The 19,827-nt window shown below is 38.9% G+C and carries 22 protein-coding genes; 4 read left to right on the plus strand and 18 right to left on the minus strand.

The features are described 5' to 3' along the window. Positions 1-123: 123 nt before the first annotated feature. Positions 124-567, minus strand: coding sequence for a histidine utilization transcription antiterminator HutP (hutP, locus tag AC3II9_RS08590; RefSeq protein ID WP_489154830.1), 444 nt, complete (start codon positions 565-567; stop codon positions 124-126). A 681-nt stretch (positions 568-1,248) separates the two neighbouring features. Between hutP and AC3II9_RS08595 the strand changes: the two genes are divergently transcribed. Continuing rightward, positions 1,249-1,617: a rhodanese-like domain-containing protein gene (locus AC3II9_RS08595; protein ID WP_489154832.1), complete on the plus strand. Its 369-nt coding sequence runs from the start codon at positions 1,249-1,251 to the stop codon at positions 1,615-1,617. Between the two features lie 90 nt (positions 1,618-1,707). Here the strand turns inward: AC3II9_RS08595 and AC3II9_RS08600 are convergent, their stop codons facing one another. The 14 genes from AC3II9_RS08600 to AC3II9_RS08665 all read right to left on the minus strand — a co-directional run bounded on the left by AC3II9_RS08600 (position 1,708) and on the right by AC3II9_RS08665 (position 14,341). Then, on the minus strand, positions 1,708-2,256 hold the full coding sequence (locus tag AC3II9_RS08600; protein ID WP_489154834.1) for a GNAT family N-acetyltransferase: 549 nt from the start codon (positions 2,254-2,256) through the stop codon (positions 1,708-1,710). 132 nt (positions 2,257-2,388) lie between these two features. Next, a complete protein-coding gene (locus AC3II9_RS08605) occupies positions 2,389-4,386 on the minus strand; it encodes a methyl-accepting chemotaxis protein (protein ID WP_489154835.1) in 1,998 nt (665 codons plus the stop codon). Between the two features lie 274 nt (positions 4,387-4,660). Beyond that, positions 4,661-5,476 (minus strand): metallophosphoesterase, encoded by an 816-nt coding sequence (locus tag AC3II9_RS08610; RefSeq protein WP_489154918.1) that lies wholly within the window; start codon positions 5,474-5,476, stop codon positions 4,661-4,663. 25 nt (positions 5,477-5,501) lie between these two features. Continuing rightward, positions 5,502-6,203, minus strand: coding sequence for a hypothetical protein (locus tag AC3II9_RS08615; protein WP_489154837.1), 702 nt, complete (start codon positions 6,201-6,203; stop codon positions 5,502-5,504). Then, positions 6,200-6,925, minus strand: a complete 726-nt coding sequence (locus tag AC3II9_RS08620) for a hypothetical protein (RefSeq protein WP_489154839.1) — start codon at positions 6,923-6,925, stop codon at positions 6,200-6,202. The genes AC3II9_RS08615 and AC3II9_RS08620 overlap by 4 nt, the downstream gene beginning before the upstream one ends. Then, positions 6,912-7,793, minus strand: a complete 882-nt coding sequence (locus tag AC3II9_RS08625; RefSeq protein WP_489154841.1) for an ATP-binding cassette domain-containing protein — start codon at positions 7,791-7,793, stop codon at positions 6,912-6,914. Before AC3II9_RS08625 ends, AC3II9_RS08620 begins: the two co-directional genes overlap by 14 nt. 5 nt (positions 7,794-7,798) lie before the next feature. Beyond that, a complete protein-coding gene (locus tag AC3II9_RS08630; protein WP_489154843.1) occupies positions 7,799-8,170 on the minus strand; it encodes a GntR family transcriptional regulator in 372 nt (123 codons plus the stop codon). 356 nt (positions 8,171-8,526) lie between these two features. Next, a complete protein-coding gene (locus AC3II9_RS08635; protein WP_489154845.1) occupies positions 8,527-8,949 on the minus strand; it encodes a Na+/H+ antiporter subunit G in 423 nt (140 codons plus the stop codon). Further along, entirely contained in the window at positions 8,927-9,211 is a 285-nt protein-coding gene (locus tag AC3II9_RS08640; RefSeq protein WP_391372799.1) for a Na(+)/H(+) antiporter subunit F1, read from the minus strand. The genes AC3II9_RS08635 and AC3II9_RS08640 overlap by 23 nt, the downstream gene beginning before the upstream one ends. Next, positions 9,204-9,692: a Na+/H+ antiporter subunit E gene (locus AC3II9_RS08645; protein ID WP_431028695.1), complete on the minus strand. Its 489-nt coding sequence runs from the start codon at positions 9,690-9,692 to the stop codon at positions 9,204-9,206. The genes AC3II9_RS08640 and AC3II9_RS08645 overlap by 8 nt, the downstream gene beginning before the upstream one ends. A 14-nt stretch (positions 9,693-9,706) precedes the next feature. Beyond that, positions 9,707-11,191 (minus strand): Na+/H+ antiporter subunit D, encoded by a 1,485-nt coding sequence (locus AC3II9_RS08650; RefSeq protein WP_489154847.1) that lies wholly within the window; start codon positions 11,189-11,191, stop codon positions 9,707-9,709. Then, a complete protein-coding gene (locus AC3II9_RS08655; protein WP_391372792.1) occupies positions 11,184-11,522 on the minus strand; it encodes a Na(+)/H(+) antiporter subunit C in 339 nt (112 codons plus the stop codon). Before AC3II9_RS08655 ends, AC3II9_RS08650 begins: the two co-directional genes overlap by 8 nt. 1 nt (position 11,523) lies before the next feature. After that, the gene (locus AC3II9_RS08660; protein ID WP_489154848.1) at positions 11,524-11,946 is read right to left on the minus strand and encodes a Na(+)/H(+) antiporter subunit B; all 423 of its coding nucleotides are present in this window, start codon (positions 11,944-11,946) and stop codon (positions 11,524-11,526) included. Further along, positions 11,936-14,341: a Na+/H+ antiporter subunit A gene (locus AC3II9_RS08665; RefSeq protein ID WP_489154850.1), complete on the minus strand. Its 2,406-nt coding sequence runs from the start codon at positions 14,339-14,341 to the stop codon at positions 11,936-11,938. Before AC3II9_RS08665 ends, AC3II9_RS08660 begins: the two co-directional genes overlap by 11 nt. 333 nt (positions 14,342-14,674) lie before the next feature. Between AC3II9_RS08665 and AC3II9_RS08670 the strand changes: the two genes are divergently transcribed. Continuing rightward, a complete protein-coding gene (locus AC3II9_RS08670; RefSeq protein ID WP_489154851.1) occupies positions 14,675-15,367 on the plus strand; it encodes a universal stress protein in 693 nt (230 codons plus the stop codon). Positions 15,368-15,471: 104 nt separating this feature from the next. Here AC3II9_RS08670 and AC3II9_RS08675 read toward each other — a convergent pair whose 3' ends face one another. Continuing rightward, complete coding sequence (locus AC3II9_RS08675; RefSeq protein ID WP_489154853.1) at positions 15,472-16,680, minus strand: MFS transporter; 1,209 nt, start codon at positions 16,678-16,680, stop codon at positions 15,472-15,474. Positions 16,681-16,760: 80 nt separating this feature from the next. On the opposite strand from AC3II9_RS08675, the gene AC3II9_RS08680 reads away from it, so the two are divergent. Continuing rightward, complete coding sequence (locus AC3II9_RS08680; RefSeq protein ID WP_489154855.1) at positions 16,761-17,471, plus strand: YetF domain-containing protein; 711 nt, start codon at positions 16,761-16,763, stop codon at positions 17,469-17,471. On the opposite strand, the gene AC3II9_RS08685 is transcribed toward AC3II9_RS08680, so the two are convergent. Both AC3II9_RS08685 and AC3II9_RS08690 read right to left on the minus strand, forming a co-directional pair. Beyond that, complete coding sequence (locus AC3II9_RS08685) at positions 17,455-18,159, minus strand: CBS domain-containing protein (RefSeq protein ID WP_489154857.1); 705 nt, start codon at positions 18,157-18,159, stop codon at positions 17,455-17,457. The genes AC3II9_RS08680 and AC3II9_RS08685 overlap by 17 nt on opposite strands. 470 nt (positions 18,160-18,629) lie before the next feature. Continuing rightward, the gene (locus tag AC3II9_RS08690; protein WP_489154859.1) at positions 18,630-19,268 is read right to left on the minus strand and encodes an SDR family NAD(P)-dependent oxidoreductase; all 639 of its coding nucleotides are present in this window, start codon (positions 19,266-19,268) and stop codon (positions 18,630-18,632) included. 145 nt (positions 19,269-19,413) lie between these two features. On the opposite strand from AC3II9_RS08690, the gene AC3II9_RS08695 reads away from it, so the two are divergent. Further along, positions 19,414-19,761, plus strand: coding sequence for a winged helix-turn-helix transcriptional regulator (locus AC3II9_RS08695; RefSeq protein WP_489154920.1), 348 nt, complete (start codon positions 19,414-19,416; stop codon positions 19,759-19,761). The last annotated feature ends 66 nt before the right edge of the window (positions 19,762-19,827 follow it).

Below are 19,827 nucleotides of genomic sequence, written 5' to 3' on the forward strand. Positions count from 1 at the left end.
TGTCTCCCTTCCATTTCCTTTAGTTAAGTAAAGTCATAATAGAAAAGGGGGCTATATCAATGAAATCACACAAAAAATGATTTCACGATATAGCCCCCTGTTAACTAAAAAACTATGGGCAAATTATATATGATTAATTCCTAAACCAATTGTTTCATGCTCCGACCCCTTAACCGGTGCACCGATTGTTCCATATAAAGAAACGGCAACCCAATCTCCCTCTTGCTCATTATCATATGGATTCCCACGTAAAACAGCAAAAGATAAGCCAACAGTTCTAAGTACAGATCCTAATTGTACCTGACCTCTTGTTACACCATGTAGTGCTTCAATAATGGCATGGTATAATGCATGAGATTCACGATAAACGTCCGTCTGGATAATCCCGTTTTTCTTAGCTGCTGTTTCAATTGCAGCAACTATTTTTTGAGAGTCCATCGAACCAACTTTTCCTGTGCATCCCTTCCAATTCCCCTGCTCAAGTTTTGCTAATTGTTGAGTTGGATCATCTGAGAATAAAAGAAGAATGGATAATCTACCTATACAACGATTTTTACTCAATGCCATATTAACACTCTTTCTATTTTTTTAGCTTATAAATTCTAATGACTACTAACTAGGTATCGCGTAATTGCTTTCTAAAATGACTACTAACTAGGTATAGTGTAATCGCTTTCTAGAACAGTGTCAATAATATTTTTTGAATAGTAAAACTATTTTGATATATAAAGTTAGAACCTTACTATACTATTAAATATAATAAGAGAAAAACATCTTCTTCAATAATCTTTGGTTGCTAATTCAGAAAAAATAGGCAAAAAACATACCGTTCCTTTTTTGGTTTATCTCATATCCAACAGACAAGAGTGAATTTTAATCCACGTGTATATATGCTTGTAACAGTCGGCGGAGTGCCGAAAAAGTTAAGACCCACTGTTCACCATTTTAGGTGCCTTCACGATTGAAGAAGAACTTCGACAGATTTTTCTACTTCACTGTTATTTATTCAAACATTTTATGGATGAAGCTGCTCGCTTTTAAGGTTTACATACATTTGGCTTTAATTAGTTCAAAAACTTAAAAACTTAAGTTTATAACTGCAATTAGTAGGGAGAAAAGATTCAACTACGGTTTCTTAATGCAAAACTATTTATAAACTCTCTCATTTAATAATTTATTTTATTGCATGTTAAAATCGGGTCATCTATAATACCCCTATAGGTATAAAACAAAACGGAGGTACTCTACATGAAAAAATGGTTATTCGCTATGATGGCTCTTTGTATATTAGCACTTACTGCTTGCAGTAATGAGGAAGGAAGCTATGAAACGATTGCGCTCAATGAAGTCGAAGAAAAGATGAATGAAGGCTATGTTGTACTCGATGTACGTGAACCGAATGAATTTGTAGAAGGACATATTCCATCCGCACAAAATAAACCGTTATCCGCCTTACAGCAAGAAGATTTCAGTGAACTGTCAAAAGAGGAAAAATACATCGTCATTTGCCGTAGTGGCAATCGCTCTCAAACAGCAAGTGACATTTTAGTAGCGGAAGGCTATGATGTGGTTAACGTATCTGAAGGAATGTCTAGCTGGACAGGCGAGATTGAATAAAGCAAAGCATGGGGACTAGAAAGCTTTCACTTTCTGGTCCCCTTCACTTCTTAAGCAATAGCTACTAAAACAGACGGCTCCTTCGTCTTTTTATTTCCGCCTCAGCCATTCTTTCCGTAACATCCCGTAAACAACGTGATCTACATAGTGATTGTATAGCCATTCTGCACTTCGAATCGTTCCTTCCTGCATAAACCCAAGCCGCTCCGGAATGGCACGACTTTTTTTATTTCCTTCTGCTGCGTGAATTTCGACTTTATGCAAATCGTATTCAAATAGGGCAATATCGGTCATCGCTTTAACCGCGCGTGTCATAATACCTCGCCTCTCATATTTTGAACCTAACATATAACCGAGCTGTGCTGTTTTATTTGCGTAGTTAATGACGTTAATACTAACTTTCCCAACCATTTTCCCCTTATAAATAATTGCTGTATCCAACGCTTCGTTCTGGATAAACTTTTGTAAATTCATATCAATCACTTTACGTGTCACACTCATATCAGTAGAAAAATCGAGCCACCCTAGCCACTCTCGCAAATGCTCACGATTTTCTTCTATTAAATCAAACACCTCTTCCGCATCCCGTTGTGTTACAAGCTTTAATGCCACTTCATCATCCACTCGATATGTAAACATGTCCGCTCCCCCTTATGTGAAAATAAAAATTTCCTACTTCCATAGTAAATGATTATTTCTACCATTTTTAGAATATACATTGAATTAAAAATAAGAAAAAGCGTACCACTTTTGCGATACGCCCTCTTCTACCTATAATTTAAACTGACTAACGGCTACACGTAGTTCCACAGCCATATTGTTTAGTTGTTCCGCTTGCTTGCCCATTGCTTCTACAGCGTCTCGTTGTAAGCCTGTCGATTTTGTTACTTCTTGAATATACTCTGTAGAAGCATTGGCTGTTGCGGCCATTTCCTCTATCGATGCGGTTACTTCCTCTGTATTGGCACTCATCTGCTGAGCAGAAGAGCTTAGTTGTTCAATTTCACGTGTAATTCTCTGAACGGAATGGACAATTTCCTCAAATCGAGATTCTAATGAATGAATCGTCACTAATCCTTGTTGAGCATTTTTTTCACCAGACTCCGCTGCTTTAACTGCTTCTGTCGTATATCCTTGTACTTTGCCAATGAGGGCATTAATTTGGGCAGCTGATTGTGCTGTTTGTTCAGATAATTTTCGGACTTCCTCTGCTACGACTGCAAAGCCTTTTCCGGCATCGCCCGCACGAGCTGCTTCGATGGACGCATTCAGTGCAAGCAAGTTCGTTTGATCAGAAATATCCGTAATCATTTCTGAGATTAAGCCAATTTCTTTCGATTCATTTTCTAATTCCCGGATCACTTCAAGCTCAAGTGTAGTCCCTTCTTGAATAGCTGACATTTGTTGAATGGACGCATTTACCGCTTGATGGCCACTATAAATTTGTTCCTCAATTTGTTGTGTATGCTCTGCCACTGTACTCGCTACTTCCGCCACTTGCTGTACACCTAGTGCCATCTGCTCCATCGCATGAGCACCTTCATCCGCCATTGTAGACTGTGCTACGGAACCGCGTTCTACTTCCACAATCGCGTTAGAAATAGCGCTCGTCATTTCTGTTACTTTATTTACTTCACCCATTAACTCACCAGAAGCCTCACTTACACTACTTGCATTGGTATTTACTTTTGCAATCATTTCTTTCATGCTACCAACCATTTTTGACAGCGAGCGAGCCAGTAGCCCCATCTCATCGTTGCGCTTACGATACTTTTTAGGCACTTCACGAGTAAAATCACCTGTTGCTAAATGTCCGCTAATATGGACAAGTTCTTTTACAGGTTTACTAATAGAACGCGATACAAAAATCGCAAAACCAATGGCAATCATTAAAGAAACAAACGTTGAAATGATTAAGCTACGTGTTAAGTCACTTAGTCCCGCCAACATTTCACTACGATCCACTGTAACAGCCATTGTCCAACCGTTATTTAGGTTATGATAGCCAATCAGTCGCTGTTGACCTTCTGCATTTTCAAATTCAAAGAAGCCCTTGTCATTCGAAATGATTTCCTTGATGGCTTTTGCCTCTCCCGCCATCTCTCCTGTTTCCTCAGCCTGTGTCATAAAATTCACTTGATTTTTTACATGCTCTCGGTTGCTATGCCCTTGAATCGTTCCTTCACTATTCACAATAAAGGCATACCCTGTCTCACCGACACGAATTTCATCAACGACATCGGATAACACATAGCCATCGATTCTTGCTAACAAAAGCGCTTTTTCACCTGTTGTCGTATCAATTGGTGTTGCAATCATAATAACGGGCTCATTTGTCACACGGCTAATTAAAATATCTGACATCGCTGTCTCACCTTTGAAAGCATTAATGACATACTCACGGTCAGATAAATCAGCTGTTGTGCCATCTGAATAATAGGAAGTACCATTTTCATCAATAATTCCAAACGCCAAATAGTCTGCTCGCTCTGTTAGTTGAGTATTTAAATAAGCAAACTGTTGTTCAAGATTCATCTCTTTTAAGACATTTTGATCAGCAATGGATTCTACCTCTATAAATAAACGCTTGAATACTTCATCAATATAGTGGGATACATCCTCCGCTTTCGACACTACATTTGTTTCTACTTGTGCTTGCAGGGCAGATGAACTATTAACGTAGCTAGATATACCCAGTGCTATACAAGTAGCAGCTAATAAGAGCACAATCGACGCTGTTAACTTTGTACCAATACTTTTAATCCACATAACATCCTCCCATTTTTATATTTTTACCTTTCCTGTAAAAATAGTATGTATTTAGACTTATCATATACAAATAATAGGAAGGAGTAAATGCCGTTTCTTAAATAGGCTCTCCAAGTAACAGGCTACTGTTCGTATGAAATTATTCCATGTAACTTATAAAGAGCATAATAAAAAAGAATGTCTGAAAAGGCGAAAGCCTCCCAAACATTCTTTTCTACGTATTATCAGTCTCTACTAAAATACTTTGATCTATCAAGAGTTCATCATACACTCATTACCGTGATTTTAGCTCGACGACCACGATTTCTGGCAAGTTGAACAATCGCTGTGTGACGATGCTATTCCCGAGCCCTCTGCTGACGATCATCTTTGTCTCTTCTGCTTCATAAACGCCACTTGTATACGTTGGCAACCAGCCTTGACCTGGTGCTACAAGCCCACCGATAAACGGTAAACGGACTTGACCACCGTGTGCATGTCCGGTAAATGCAATATCTATTACATTCTCAACATATGTTTCGAATTTTTCTGGTCGATGCGACAATAAAATTTTATATGAGTTTGGATTGATTGTCGCCATCGCTTCGTCTAGCATCTGTTGCGGCTCTTTGCCCATTAACGGATCTTCAATGCCGATAATCGTTAAACGCTCCCCGTCGCGTTGTATTTCCAACGATTGATTCGGCAATATTTGTACGCCAAGACGCTCAAGTGCTTCGTAAATTTCTTCTACCTGATTTACGGCTACTTCATGATTGCCTAGTACATAATACACATCCGCAAATGTCACAAATTGCGCCACCGCCTCTAAACTGTTTTGCAAATCATAGCGGCGACTATCGATTAAATCCCCCGTTAAAAAAATGGCATCTGGATTGGTAGCCCGCACTTTTTCTACAAGTTTTTGTTGGTTGTCGCCAAATGTTGCATCGTGTAAGTCGCTGATTTGCGTAATTCGGTAACCATCAAACGCTTTTGGTAGCTTCTCCGATTCAACGACATGCTCCGTTACGACCAATAACTGATTATTGGCATATAAAAACAGCACAAACACAACGACATAACACACTATCTTTACTAATTTTTTCACATCGACCGCTCGATTCTCATTCATTTTAGGGTATATATATACCGCTACTGTTAATGATATGCACATCAGCCGGAACATTCAAGTATAGAAAACGCATACCGAATGATTGTCTTTGTAAGTCCTCGCCGACAACACCATGATAACGTTGATTTGCTACCTGGATAGTAGGTTCAATTTGCATATATTGAATTTCTTTAGCAGTAGCAGCTAACCTGAGGGAAAATGTATCATCCTCTAAATCTATTTCCGGTTGCTGTATATAGCTTGATAAATCAACCCCGTAACGTACATAGGGCGTTTCGTAATATTTCACGGTCACTTCTTTTGCCTCAGAATCTCGATTTCTCTCTATTATGATATCATAAAAATAAGACTGATCCTGGATATCCAGTGTTAATGTATCACCTTGCATTTCATAAACGAGTGTTTCCTTTATATATTGTTCATCTAACTTACTATAAGCCGCTCTATCTAGCTGTTCTCGGAAGGACCATTCGTTTTCTTGCATCACGTTTAACTCTTCCTCCGCTAAAATCACAACATCCTGTTCAGATGTTGTTAACACGATCATCGCAATGATACCCGCTACAATATATGTTCCTAGAAACCAGCCAATTCTTTTAGGCGTCCATATTTTCACTTTCGTTAACAGCTTTCGAACGAGCCATATCGACACACCCGCTATACAGCCAATTGTGATAAATAACATCCAAATACTCGTACTCATCGTCTGCTCACCTCCTGCAGATTACGAATATAAATAGCCACCCCATAAACCACTGCACTAATACTTAAGCACTTAAAAATAAAAGGCCACATACTTGTATTCGTTACGAGCGCTTCTTGCCCGGTAGACGTGTTAGTTGCGATAAATACATACAATCCAATGACAATCAGTACCCCTATACTCGAGATGATCCATTTGTTCATTTGTAAAAAAGAACCAGCAAAGAAACCAGCCGCTGATACGATGACAAGTAAACTAAAAAATAAAAAAACTGTTTCTACTTCAACAACACGACCAATTAAAAATTGTGCGTCTGAATTTCTCAGACGATGTATTAAAGCAAATATATAAAACGAACTTAACGCTGTCCATGTAGCGATAAAACAAAGGACTAATTGGGTAATAACCGTTGAAATGGATGCAGTCAACCGTGTTGTGACAATACTAAGATTTTCTTGTGTCATCTGCTTACTTGCAAGCATTGTACTAATAATAAATAATGTAAGCATCGAAAACATAAGTATACCATCCAAACTATAACCTAGGATTGTTATGCTTAAATGAGCAGAACCTAAACTTGAATAAGTTGTTCCATTAGAAAAAATAAGCGATGAGATGATTTGTATAGCAATGATTGTCATAAAAGCGGAACTATAGGAAGAAAGCTTCCATCTGACTTGATCCTTAATATTTTGCGTGATTGATACACTATTTAAAGACACGGTCGATGCCCTCCTTCTTCTCGCTCGTTATGAATTGGCATACTTCACTCGCTGACACATTCAATACAAATACACCTTTTGCTTGTAATGCTTCCACATTGAGCTGTGCTGCTGGCACTACCACCTCATAAAATGGTGCTTCATCATATACATGCAGTACTTCTAAGTGTTCGATTAACGGTGCAATTTGCGCTTGATCTCCTCGTAGCCTAACAGCGAATGTCTGGATTTCATCTAGTGGTGCATGTAGCTCTACTACTCCTCGGTGGATACATAAAATTTCTTCTATTAAATGCTCCATTTCGGATAAATAATGGCTCGAAATGATGATTAGTCTCGGATAAGCAATATATTCCTTTAAGATGGCTCGATAAAAATCTGTACGAATCGCTTCATCCATACCGTTCATCGGTTCATCTAGTAGCGTAATTTTAGAACGACTGGCTAGCCCATATACTAAGTTAAAGGTAGCCCGTTGCCCCGTCGATAATTGCTCATGATAGGCTTGAAGTGGGATATTTGCATAAGCAAGCAATTTTTCTGCTAAGTCTTGCTGCCATTTTGGATAAAATGTTGCGCCCTGCTTTAAAATATCTGCTAGTGTAAACGGCGAAGGGAATGTTAGAGACTCTTCTATTAACACTGTATTTGATGCAACGTGTAAGCTATTAAAAGGATTGTCACCTAATACCGTAAGTTTGCCTGCAGTTGGTTTTAAATGACCGGCAATTAAACGAAGCAATGTCGATTTCCCTGTACCATTTCGACCAATTAACGCCATAATTTTCGGTTCAGCTATTTGAAGAGAAATATTACTTAACACCGTACTCCTACGAAATTTCTTTTGAAGTTGTTCACAACAAATCATACCGCTCACCCCTTTTGCTGTACTTTTTGAATGAGGTCCATTAGCTCTTCGTCTGAAACAGCTAGCCTTCTTGCCTCCTGCACAAGCTCTTCCACAAGCTGTGTTAATGTATGTGTTCTCCTCATCGCTAAAATTTTGTCTTTCGCATTTTCCACTACAAACATGCCAAGTCCCCTTTTCTTGTACAAGATGTCTTTCTCAAGCAAAATTGTTAATCCTTTACCCGCTGTCGCTGGATTAATATTGAACATTTCTGCTAGTTGGTATTGTGAATAGACTTTGCCATCTGCTACGAGCCGATTAGCTAGTATTTCATTTTCAAGCCATTCCGCAATTTGGATATAAATCGGCGTTTGGCTATTCGAATTCAGAATCAAAGAGCCCCCTCCTTCCATGCAAATTAGTACATTAGTGTTGTAATGCACTATATATTATACAGCAATATTTGTCAATTCACCTGATTGTGTGGATAACTTTTCGCAAATTCCCTAAAACTTATCCACATTCTGTACTTCTCCACAATGTTATCCTCAAATTTCGTGACTATCCACAATGCTTGCCCTAAACCGCTCGTTATACGGTAAAAACTTATCCACAAAAAAGAGCGTGTCCGAGAAGGTATTCTGGGACACTCCCTTTCGACCACCGCAGGAGCAATCATTTTTAATCGATCATTATTTAACGCGTAAAGGAGGTGTTCTGAAAGTAAAAACTTTCTGAACACCTCCTTCGATTACATATCTGAACGCTTTTCTCGTTCCATTGCTAAGTCTTCTTCTATTGCTTTACACTCTTCGCTTGCATCCTGTCCAAATAATACTGGCTTTAACGCATCATCGCCTGAGCCTTCTGCTAGCGGTACGCGCGAACGATACGCTGCACGACAAACAAGATGACCTGCGACGGGAGCTGTAATAAAGGTAAACACAATCCCTAAAATTAACCGAATACTGACAAATCCATCATGACTCCAAAAATAAATAAACGCTCCGACTAAGCAACATAAAACAGAAAGTGTCGCGCTTTTTGTGGCCGCATGAGAGCGAGTATACACATCTGGTAACCTCAGCATCCCTAACGCACTAATAACACTCACAATGGCCCCTAAAAGCATTAATAGTACCGCAACCCATTCAATCGCCTGATTTTCGTTCAACGATAACGCCCCTTTCAATATACTTAGAGAACGCAATCGTACCGATAAACGCCAAAATCCCTAATATTAAAATCGCCTCTAAAAATGCCTTTGTATTCAACACAATCGATACAATGGCAATGGCCGAAATCAAGTTCACGCCAATCGTATCCAGTGCAATCGCTCTATCTGGCATGGATGGCCCCTTCACAACACGATATAACAATAGGGCAATGGCTACCATAAATAGCGCCAGTGACAGTAGCATCACTTTCTCAATCATTGCGTGTCACCTCCAAAATCGCTCGTTCAAACTTGCCAATTGAACGTACAATTGAATCCTGGGCTTCTTCTAAATCCATTGCGTGAATATAAAACAGATCGCCCTCTTCCGATACTTCCATTACGACGGAACCCGGTGTTAATGTGAGCAGTAACGCCAATGTTGTCACTTGCCAATCACCCTTAAGCTGTGTTTTGTATGTGAAAATACCAGGCGTAATCGTTAACTTCGGTGAAAGTACCCAGCGCAGCACAGACATACTAGATAAAACGAGCTCTTGAATAAAAAGGAGGATAAGCTTCAGGATTTTTGCTACTCGGCGCAAATAAAAACGTGTCCCAAAGAAACGATGCATCGCATATAAAATGACGACCCCAACTAAAAAGCCAGCAACAAAATTGGAGAAATTGGCATTTGGATCATCTTTTAATAAAAACCATAATGCCGCAATAAATAAATTTAATATAAATTGTCCTAACATCCACTTCTCCTCCTTTACTCCATATTCCCTAAAACCGCTTCAATATAAATGGATGGGTTCGCTAATGTTTTCGCTGCATTTTCCACATACGGCACCACACCTTCTGCCGCTATCCCGATACTCACAATACAAACAGCAAGCAATATAAATGATGTCATAGCCAGTTTAGGCAGTGGCTTTTGATGATCTTCACTAATCGTTGTTTCCCCAAAGAAGGAAGCTAAAAAAATACGCAATAATGAATAGAGTACGATAACACTAGAAGCAAAACCAATTGCTAATAACACATAATTTTGTCCTTCAATAGCACCTTGTCCAATGAGCACTTTCCCAATAAATCCGCTCAAAGGTGGAATACCCGTTAACGCGCACATCACAACAAAGTAAATCCACCCAAATAACGGGTAGTTACGAATAAGGCCGCTCATATTTTTTACAATGCTTTCACCGGTTAAATAAATCATTGTCCCAATGAGTAAAAACAGCAACGCTTTTGCTAACATATCGTGAATTAAATAATAAATCGCACCGGCAAATCCTGTTTCCGTTCCTGATGCAAGCCCAATCAAAATAAACCCTACACCGATGAGTACATTATACGTCGCAATCGTCCGCACATCTTTTCCTGCTAGTGCCCCCATACAGCCTGCTATGATTGTCGCACCTGCCATGATCCCGATGAGTACATGCGTCACGTCTTGATTGAATGGGAACATGAGCGTAAACGTACGGAACAATGCATAGATTCCTACTTTTGTTAAAAGGGCGGCAAACAACGCTTGCACAACTGTTGGCGGCACACTATAGGAACCAGGTAACCAAAAGAATAGAAGCAACCCTGCTTTTAGTGCAAAAACAATTAAAAATAAAATGGCTACTGTCGTTAAAATCGGCTCTTGCCCTACTTCGGCTACTCGCTGTGCAATATGCGCCATATTGAGTGTTTTTAAGGTGCCATATAAAAATGCGAGTGCTACTAAAAACAGCCAAGAAGCGATGACATTAATTAGCACATATTTTAACGATTCACGTAGCTGAAACTTCTCTCCGCCCAGCGCTACTAATACGTAAGAAGCAAGTAGCATTACTTCAAAACACACAAATAAATTGAATATATCCCCAGTTAAAAATGAACCGTTTACCCCCGCAATGAGAAACAGCACAAAGGGATAGAAAAACATCCGCTCATGGCGCTCACCAATTGTCGCAAATGCATAAAGTAAGCAAATCGCTGTAACAAGGCTTGCCGTTAGTACAAGTAGCAATGCAAATGAATCCGCCACAAATAAAATCCCATACGGCGGTAGCCATCCACTAAAATCAAGCTTCATAATGCCTCGCGTTTGTACTACATGCAACATCAGCACTGACATACTACTAACAAACACCATCGTGGTTAGACTAATAATGCGTTGTAGCCTTACATAATCTCGTAAAAACACAAGTATAATAGCGGTTATGATCGGTACAATCATCGGTAAGACAATCATATTATTCATCAGAAGATCCCCCTAACTTACGGAAATCGTCTGTTCCATTTGTGTTATACATACGGTACGCGAGCACTAATACGAAAGCTGTTACAGCAAAGCTAATGACAATCGCGGTTAAAATAAGCGCCTGTGGTAAAGCATCTGTGTAAGGCCCATCTGACTGGCTCAGGAGCGGTACATCTCCTCTTTTTAATCCCCCTACGGTCAAAATGAGTAGATGCACTGCATGGGAAAGGATAGCCGTACCTAAAATGACACGAATAATTGTACGAGAGAGGACTAAATAAGTCGCTACGGCCACTAAAATACCAATCAGTATCATCATTAAAGACTCCATATTATTCATCCTCACTTATACTTAAAATAATTGTCACTAATGTCCCAATCACCGTTAACGCAACACCTGCTTCAAAAATCATGACGGTGGATACATGCGTTTTGCCAAGGAGCGGGAGGTCGAAGTACTGATCTGTTTGTGTTAAAAAAGGCGCATCAAAAAAGAGCGACCCGATTGCTGTTCCTGTTGCTAGGAAAACACCGAGTGCAGCGACCTTTTTAAAATCGAACGGCATGCCTTTATGTACGGTTTCAATATCAAATGTGATATATAAAAGCACAATCCCTGAGCCTAATACAAGCCCGCCAATAAAGCCTCCGCCTGGCGCATTATGCCCAGCAAAGAAGAGATAGACACCGAGCGTTAAAACAATAAATACAACACCTTTTACAACCGTTCGTAAAATAACATCATTAATTTTCAACGTCTGTGTCCCCTTTCTTTGCCTTTAATTTAATAATGGTATAAATACCAAGACCAGCAATAAATAACACAACAACCTCTAGCATCGTATCGAATGCCCGGAAGTCCCCTAAAATGGTATTAACAATGTTTTTTCCGCCTGCTAATTCATAGGCATTTTCAAAGTATATTGAAATGGCTGAAAACTTTTCATAATGCATCACCGCAAGACCGATGAACGTGACCGTTGCCCCAACGCAAATAGATACAATGGCTTTTGACAATACGACTTTTCGTGGTGCTTTTTCCGGTCGTAAATCCGGTAAAAACTTAAAACTAATGAGGAATAAAGCGGTCGTTACAGATTCTACGACTAACTGTGTTAACGCTAAGTCGGGTGCTCGGAAGACGACGAAGAAAAATGCCACAGCGTATCCTAGTACACCGTTTAGTAAAACCGTTGTAATGCGCCCTTTCGCAAACAAGATCATGACTGCCGCAAATATCATGATAAATACCAAAATCAATTCGTAATAGTCAACCGGTGAATCTTGTGCCGGGTCCCAACTAAATGCATCTGATAATAAGAAATAGCCCGCAACAACGGCAACAAAGAAAATATAAATATACATAAAGTAATACGTTAAATGACCATTCATATAACGACGCGTCATGCTCCCTGAAACCGATTCACTCGTCCCAATCACACGTTCATATATAGCATTCAACGTATAATTTTCCGGAAACACACGATACATTGGTCGCCATTTTTTTAATGTCACATACAACACAATACCGGCAATGACGACACCGATCGTCATGAATAATTCCGGTTTCATGCCATGCCAAGCATGAATATGTGGCGTTAACTGTTCAGCGGATGGAAACGTCGGGTAAATACTTGCCATCGCTGGTTGTAAAATATAGTGTCCCAGTATATTAGGAAATAGGAATATACCTATAACAAAGCCAACCAATATAAATGGTGAAATGAGCATACCGACTGGTGCCTCATGGGGTGGCTTTTCCAAACGCTCTGGCTGTAGTTTTCCAAAAAATGTGCGTACAACGATAATCGTGCAGTAGACAAATGTAAATACACTGGCAATCCATGCCACAATCGGGAATAAGAGCCCGAACGTTTCTAGAGAAAAAATATTGACCTGTGCAATATTTAACGTCGCAACGAAAAACATTTCCTTGCTTAAAAAACCGTTGAACGGTGGAAGGCCTGCCATTGAAAAACTACCAATCACCGCAATGGTAAAGGTCAATGGCATTAATGCCATCAATCCACCTAAACGGCGAATATCACGTGTCCCGACTTCATGGTCGACAATACCGACCATCATAAATAGCGCACCCTTAAATGTTGAATGATTCACTAAGTGGAATAACGCTGCAAAGACTGCTTGCGTATAAATAACAGACTCTGTAGAATAACCGAGGTTTAATGCCGCGGAACCAAGACCAAATAAACACATAATTAGTCCGAGTTGACTAACCGTTGAAAATGCAAGTAATGCTTTTAAGTCAAATTGTTTGACTGCATTGAAGGAGCCCCAGAAAAGCGTTATAATGCCTGCTAAACTGACCGTCCAGAACCATACTTCATGTCCACCAAAAATAGGTGTTGTGCGCGCTACGATATAAATACCCGCTTTGACCATTGTAGCGGAGTGCAGATAAGCTGATACAGGTGTAGGGGCTTCCATCGCATCTGGTAGCCAAATATGAAATGGAAATTGTGCGGACTTTGTAAAAGCACCTAGTAAGACGAGTAACATCGCAGGAATAAATAACGTATGCACCTGTAATAGTTCAACATTCGCAATCATTTCTCGAACACTAAACGTGCCTGCAATGGCATATAGCATTAAAAAACCAACAAGCATCGCAACACCACCGATCACCGTGATCGTCATCGCCTTACGTGCACCTGCACGAGAAGCTTTACGATGATGCCAAAATGCGATTAACAAAAACGAAGAGACACTTGTTAACTCCCAAAATGCATACAGTACGATTAAATTATCCGATAAAACAACGCCTAACATCGCTCCCATAAAGAGCAACAAGTAGCAATAAAAATGATGTAACGATTCTTTTTTGGATAGATAAAAAATTGAATATAAAATGACTAAACTCCCGACACCTGTAATCAGCAAGCCAAATATCATGCTTAAACCATCTAAGTATGTCGCAAAGTTTATATGGAACGAGGGGATCCACTCTAGTGTATAGGTGTAGACATTCCCCTTCGCAATATGAGGGATATATGTAGCTAATAATCCAAATAAAAGCACTGGTACCGCTAGCACGAACCAGCCAATATGCAGTTTTGTAAATCGCCTATAGATAAGCGGGATACAAGCTGCAACAAGAAATGGAAGCATAATGGCCAAAATAATTGTCACAAACTAAAACCTCCTAAAACAGCTTAAAATATGAATTTTTAAAGAAAAAAATGGAAATTCCGAACAAGCTTGACTAACGATATAACTCACTTCATAATAAGGTGTCATATAGATGAAGCAAAACAATTTCGTACGTAACATTTGGTTATTTATCAAAAATCATAAAAACATTACATACTGTTAATAAGCCATACAAAATATAGTATACAATATAAATGTGCTCGTTGCACTGCAATCGTTCTAATTAAAACGGAAATTTGCTATTTCTATCACATTCTTGCTCATATGAATAAACAGATAGATTTTATTATTTTAAAAGAGGTGCAGACTAAGATGAAGCATTTGAAAGGTCGAATGGATGAAAGTATTTTAGTGTGTGTGTACTACGGATTGAACGGGGAACGTCTTATTCGTAGAGGACATAAACTAGCAACATTGCTCGACTGTCCATTATATGTATTAACGGTAGATCCAAAACCACTTGATGCATTCGATGCTGAAAAATCTGGCTACATTGAACGTTGGAAACAACTTGCAGAAGAGCTTCAAGTAGAAAAGTTTATTCTGTTAGATAATGAAAAACGACCGATCCAAAAAGTCATTAATGAAGTAGCACGCAACTATGACGTTACACAAATTATTGTTGGACAAAGCGCGCAAAGTCGTTGGGAAGAAATCACAAAAGGTTCATTCTTAAATGTCTTATTAAAAGAGGTGCCATTTGTTGATTTTCACATCGTTGCCATTAAGCGACCAACAGAAGATGATTCCTATGATATTTATGAAAAAGGCGTTCGCGCTTATTTAATAGAATCGGAAGAGGATTTTAAAATCGCATTTACATGCCCAAAATTTGCGGCGATTGAAGGGATTTTCTTTAAAGAAATCGGCACAGATTTTGATAATGGGATTTTCAAATTTACTTATGCCAATAAGATGAATGAATTAACTATTACAGAAGGGATTGTCGTAAATCCACAAAAAATCCCAGTCGGTGCTAAACCATCATCTAACCCTAAAGTATAGCTGTTTCCTTATGGAGACAGCTTTTTTTAATAGATGGCTCCCCTAAAAATAAAAGGGGACTTAAGTATATACTTAAGCCCCAGTTCATCATGGCGAGTATTCAATTATCCTCTCGCTACCGTATCTTTCGGTAGCGCAAACGCCACTAGCATTAAAATAGGTAACAATGAAATTACACTCATCGTTGTTTCAATCCCGATTTTATCTATTAACCTACCAATGGCGACCGAACCAATGGCCCCCATGCCAAATGCAAGCCCTAACGTTAAGCCTGCCATTGTACCAATTTTAGATGGTACTAGCTCCTGTGCGTAAATAACCGTCACAGAAAAGCTAATCATTAGCAGCGAACCGATAACAATTAATAACACGACAACTAGCCAAAGCGGCACATACGGTAAAGCTAAGCATAGTGGGATTGGTGCCACAACGGACAACAAAATCACATTTTTACGACCAATTCGATCTGATAAGGATCCACCAAAAAACGTACCGACTACGCCAAAAGCCATAAATAGGAAAATGAGCATTTGTCCTGTTTCAATCGGTAAATGATAGTGACCCTTCAAATAAAACACATAAAAATTTGTAATATTTGTTGTATAAAATGAACGGGCAAACGTGATAACTAATAGCAAGCTAAGTGCCATCCCTACTTGCTTTTTTGTTAATGGCGGTAGTGACGAAACGAGCATCTTTTTGACCTTTGAAAGCTTCTCTTCTTCTAATTGCTTCCGATACCAAATAGCAATTTTAGTTAGCATAAAAATACCAATGGCCGTGAAAACAAGCACAACCGATGCCCCATACATGCCAAATGGCAAAATTAAAAAAGCACTAATTAACGGCGCAAGCGCTTGTCCAGAATTCCCACCCACTTGATAGATAGACTGAGCGAGACCTCGTTTATTCCCTGCAGACATAAAAGATACACGGGAGCCTTCTGGATGAAAGACAGCTGAACCGAGTCCTAAAAATAAGACTGCTATTAAAATCATCTGGTAGTTAGGCGCAAAAACGAGCAATGCAATACCGATGAAAGAGCTTACCATTCCTAGCGGCAACGCAAATGGTAACGGCTTTTTATCTGTTATTGCTCCTACGACAGGCTGTAATACAGAGGCAAACATATTTAATACAAATGAAATGAATCCAAGTTGCGTATAAGTTAACCCCATGTCCCGTTCTAATAACGGAAACATCGCAGGAATAACCGATTGCATCGTATCATTGATTAAATGACAAACACCAATGGCAATCATCATCGGGTACACAGGATTATTCAATTTGGTCATAGGTATAGCAGTCGTCATTTTTTTCACACTTTCTATATATAAAATATCCGTATAGTTTGCCTTTTTTCGCTCATCCTACGCTTTAAGGAGTGAGAATTATGGAAATAAACTTTGTTGAAATGTTGCTACGAACAACAGGCGCATTTTTCGCAATATTATTTTTAGCTCGTATTATCGGAAAAAAACAGCTCAGTCAATTAACTTTTTTCCATTATATAACTGGTATTACATTTGGCTCAATCGCAAGTGAAATTGCCGCACAAGCTGAAACACCTTTTTGGGACGGTCTAATCTCCCTTATTTGGTGGGGTATATTAACCCTACTTATTAGTTACTTATCCCTTAAATCATTCAAATTACGTAAACTTTTTGATGATAAACCAACAATTATTATTCAAAACGGTACCATTCTTCCTGATAATCTCAAAAAAGCCCGACTCAGTATTGATGAGCTCTTAATGCTGCTACGAGAACAAAGTATATTTTCAGCAGCAGAAGTTGATTATGCTGTCTTTGAGACAAATGGTGAGCTGAGCATTATGAAAAAAGTAGCCGTATCCAATGCCACAAAGCAAGATGTCAAAGCTAATACAGCCCCTGCACAATATATCCCAATGGAAGTCATTTGTGACGGAAAAATTATATTCAAAAATTTAATGGAACTAAATTTAACCGAAGATTGGCTCATGAAAAAGTTAAAAAAGAAAAATATTACGAGCGCAGAAGATGTTTTTTTAGCCCAAGTATTAGAAGATGGTTCCCTTTATGTAAGTAAAAAACAAAACGCACCTCTTAATCTACCTTCATAATATCGAGAGGCGTCACAATCCCAATTAATTTTTGTTGTGGCTTTCCGTGCTCTGTTATAAGCAGTGCTTCAAAACGGCGACCACGTTCTACCCCTTGCTTAAAAATTTCTTCTGCTTCATAAATCGTTATGTACCTACTTATGAATTTATAGTTTACTTGATTTTTTTCATGGTGCAAAATATCTTGCAGGATGGGTGTTTTTTTCGGTAGACATGCCCCTACCATGGAGGTGGCTAGCCAGTTTGTGATACCTACTGTTGTAATAAGACCTTGGAACACGTTTCCTTCATATACCGGAAATTGTGTATACCTACGTTTGCGAATGGCCTTTAATGTATGTTGCAAAGAATCTGTCGTTTGAAACGACATGACATGTTTTCTAAACATTTGGTCGACAAGCTTTGGACGAGCAAGAACTTCATCAATATGTTCAATTCTTTCTACCACTTGATTATGCGGCTCTGCAATCACGTATTCTGGTGATGTACGATGGTGAACAATAGCATTTCGTAAATCCGCATAGGAACGTAAATCATCCTCATATTTTCGGATAAGTGGACTTTTCTTCTTCGCCTGATCCACTAACCGATAAAACGGCATAAAGTCTTTTGCCCCTATAATATTACGCATTGTATGATCAATCCGATTGAATGCTGTTAAAAAACGATCTGAATTTTTGACCGTCATCACTACTCATCTCCCTTCTCTAAAGTCATTAGTAGCCTGTACCTAACATTATTATATTCCTAATTTTCTCACATTTAAATATCAATTAAGTCTCAGCGTACTTACGTCAAGGGGGATTCCCTTCATTCAATAGTGGCAGCGCTTATTAATAGTAACGTGTAAAATTTATTTACTTTAGCTACACCTTTAAAGCGACCAACATATTTGATCGTAATTAACTAAAATACACATATCTCCAGTCTTCTTTAGACCAGGGATATGTGTATTTTACTTTTGATGCGATATACTTCAACTGCACTTAAAAAGGACTAGCAATCCAGTCATTTAAATCTAAGTATTATTACATAATCCCATCTGATGGCTTAATATTCTCAATGCTAGTCAAATTTCTACAGCGATGAAAAGGAGAGAGCTTTTATGAAATGCAATATATTTTGGCTTCTTCTACGCGTTAATAATTGGAATAAAAATTATTTTATCATCTCAATTAATGAACCTACTACCTCCGATGGATCCTTCTCTCCTTGAGGGTTTGCTTCTGATATGACATTTTGGGGGTCAAACAAATGAACTTCAATTCCATTGTCTTTCTCTTCTTCGGCAATGGTTTTCATGAGCGATTCAACGCCTGCTTTGCTGGCTGAATAAGCACTAAATCCGTTCATATAAAAATGGGCCATAGCAGAGGTAACGGAAATTATTTTTCCATTTCCATTCTGACGCAAGGCAGGTAGAAATGCTTTTGTCACTAAAAATTGGCTTGTTAAGTTTTTATCAATAACTTGTTTCCATTGTTCTAACGTTAAATCATCAACCCGCCCCATAGCCGGAACGCCCCCGACATTGTTCACCAGCACATCTAAATTCCCTCCCGTTAGTTCCAGCAGTCTGTTTCGAAGCTCGTTGACACTTTCTTCGTCTGTTACATCGGCTGGAATAACAATGACTTTAGCTTCCCCCACTTCCTTTTCGACTTCTCGTAGTTTGTCCTCACGTCTACCGTTTAAAACAACGGTAAATCCTTCATTTATTAAGGCTTTTGCAATTGCTCGACCTAGACCTGTTCCAGCACCCGTGACGAGTGCTACTTGATTAGCTAATTGTGTCATATTCAACATCCCCTTTATTAAAAATTGTAAAAATTGCCTTATAATGATATTTTAAAATGAAGAGAAAAAGAATGTAAGTATGCACATTTTTGTGACCTAGTATCAAAAAGAGTACTGAAAGGAGATGAACAATTTGAAGAAAGATATGGATCCTCATCAATGCGAGGTCGTAACTGCCCTTAGTACATTTGTTGGTAAATGGAAGCCCCTTATTCTGCTACATTTATTTGTAGAAGGAACGCTTCGATTTAATGAATTAAGAAGACGAATACCTGATATTAAACAACGAATGTTGACACTTCATCTCCGTGAGCTTGAGGAACAAGATTTAATAAAACGTGTTGTATACGCACAAGTCCCGCCCAAAGTCGAATATTCACTTACTGAATACGGTAGAACACTCGGTCCCCTGATGCAGGCTTTACATGAATGGGGAGAAAATCACATTAAACACCTTGAAAATAAGAAAAGTCCACCGTTCACTAAAATGTAAACTTGCACCCAGTGATGTATCGTTATTAACAAAAGGTGTCATGTGATTGATTTAACGAATTGAAAT

It is taken from the genome of Lysinibacillus sp. RU7 (genome assembly GCF_057837305.1).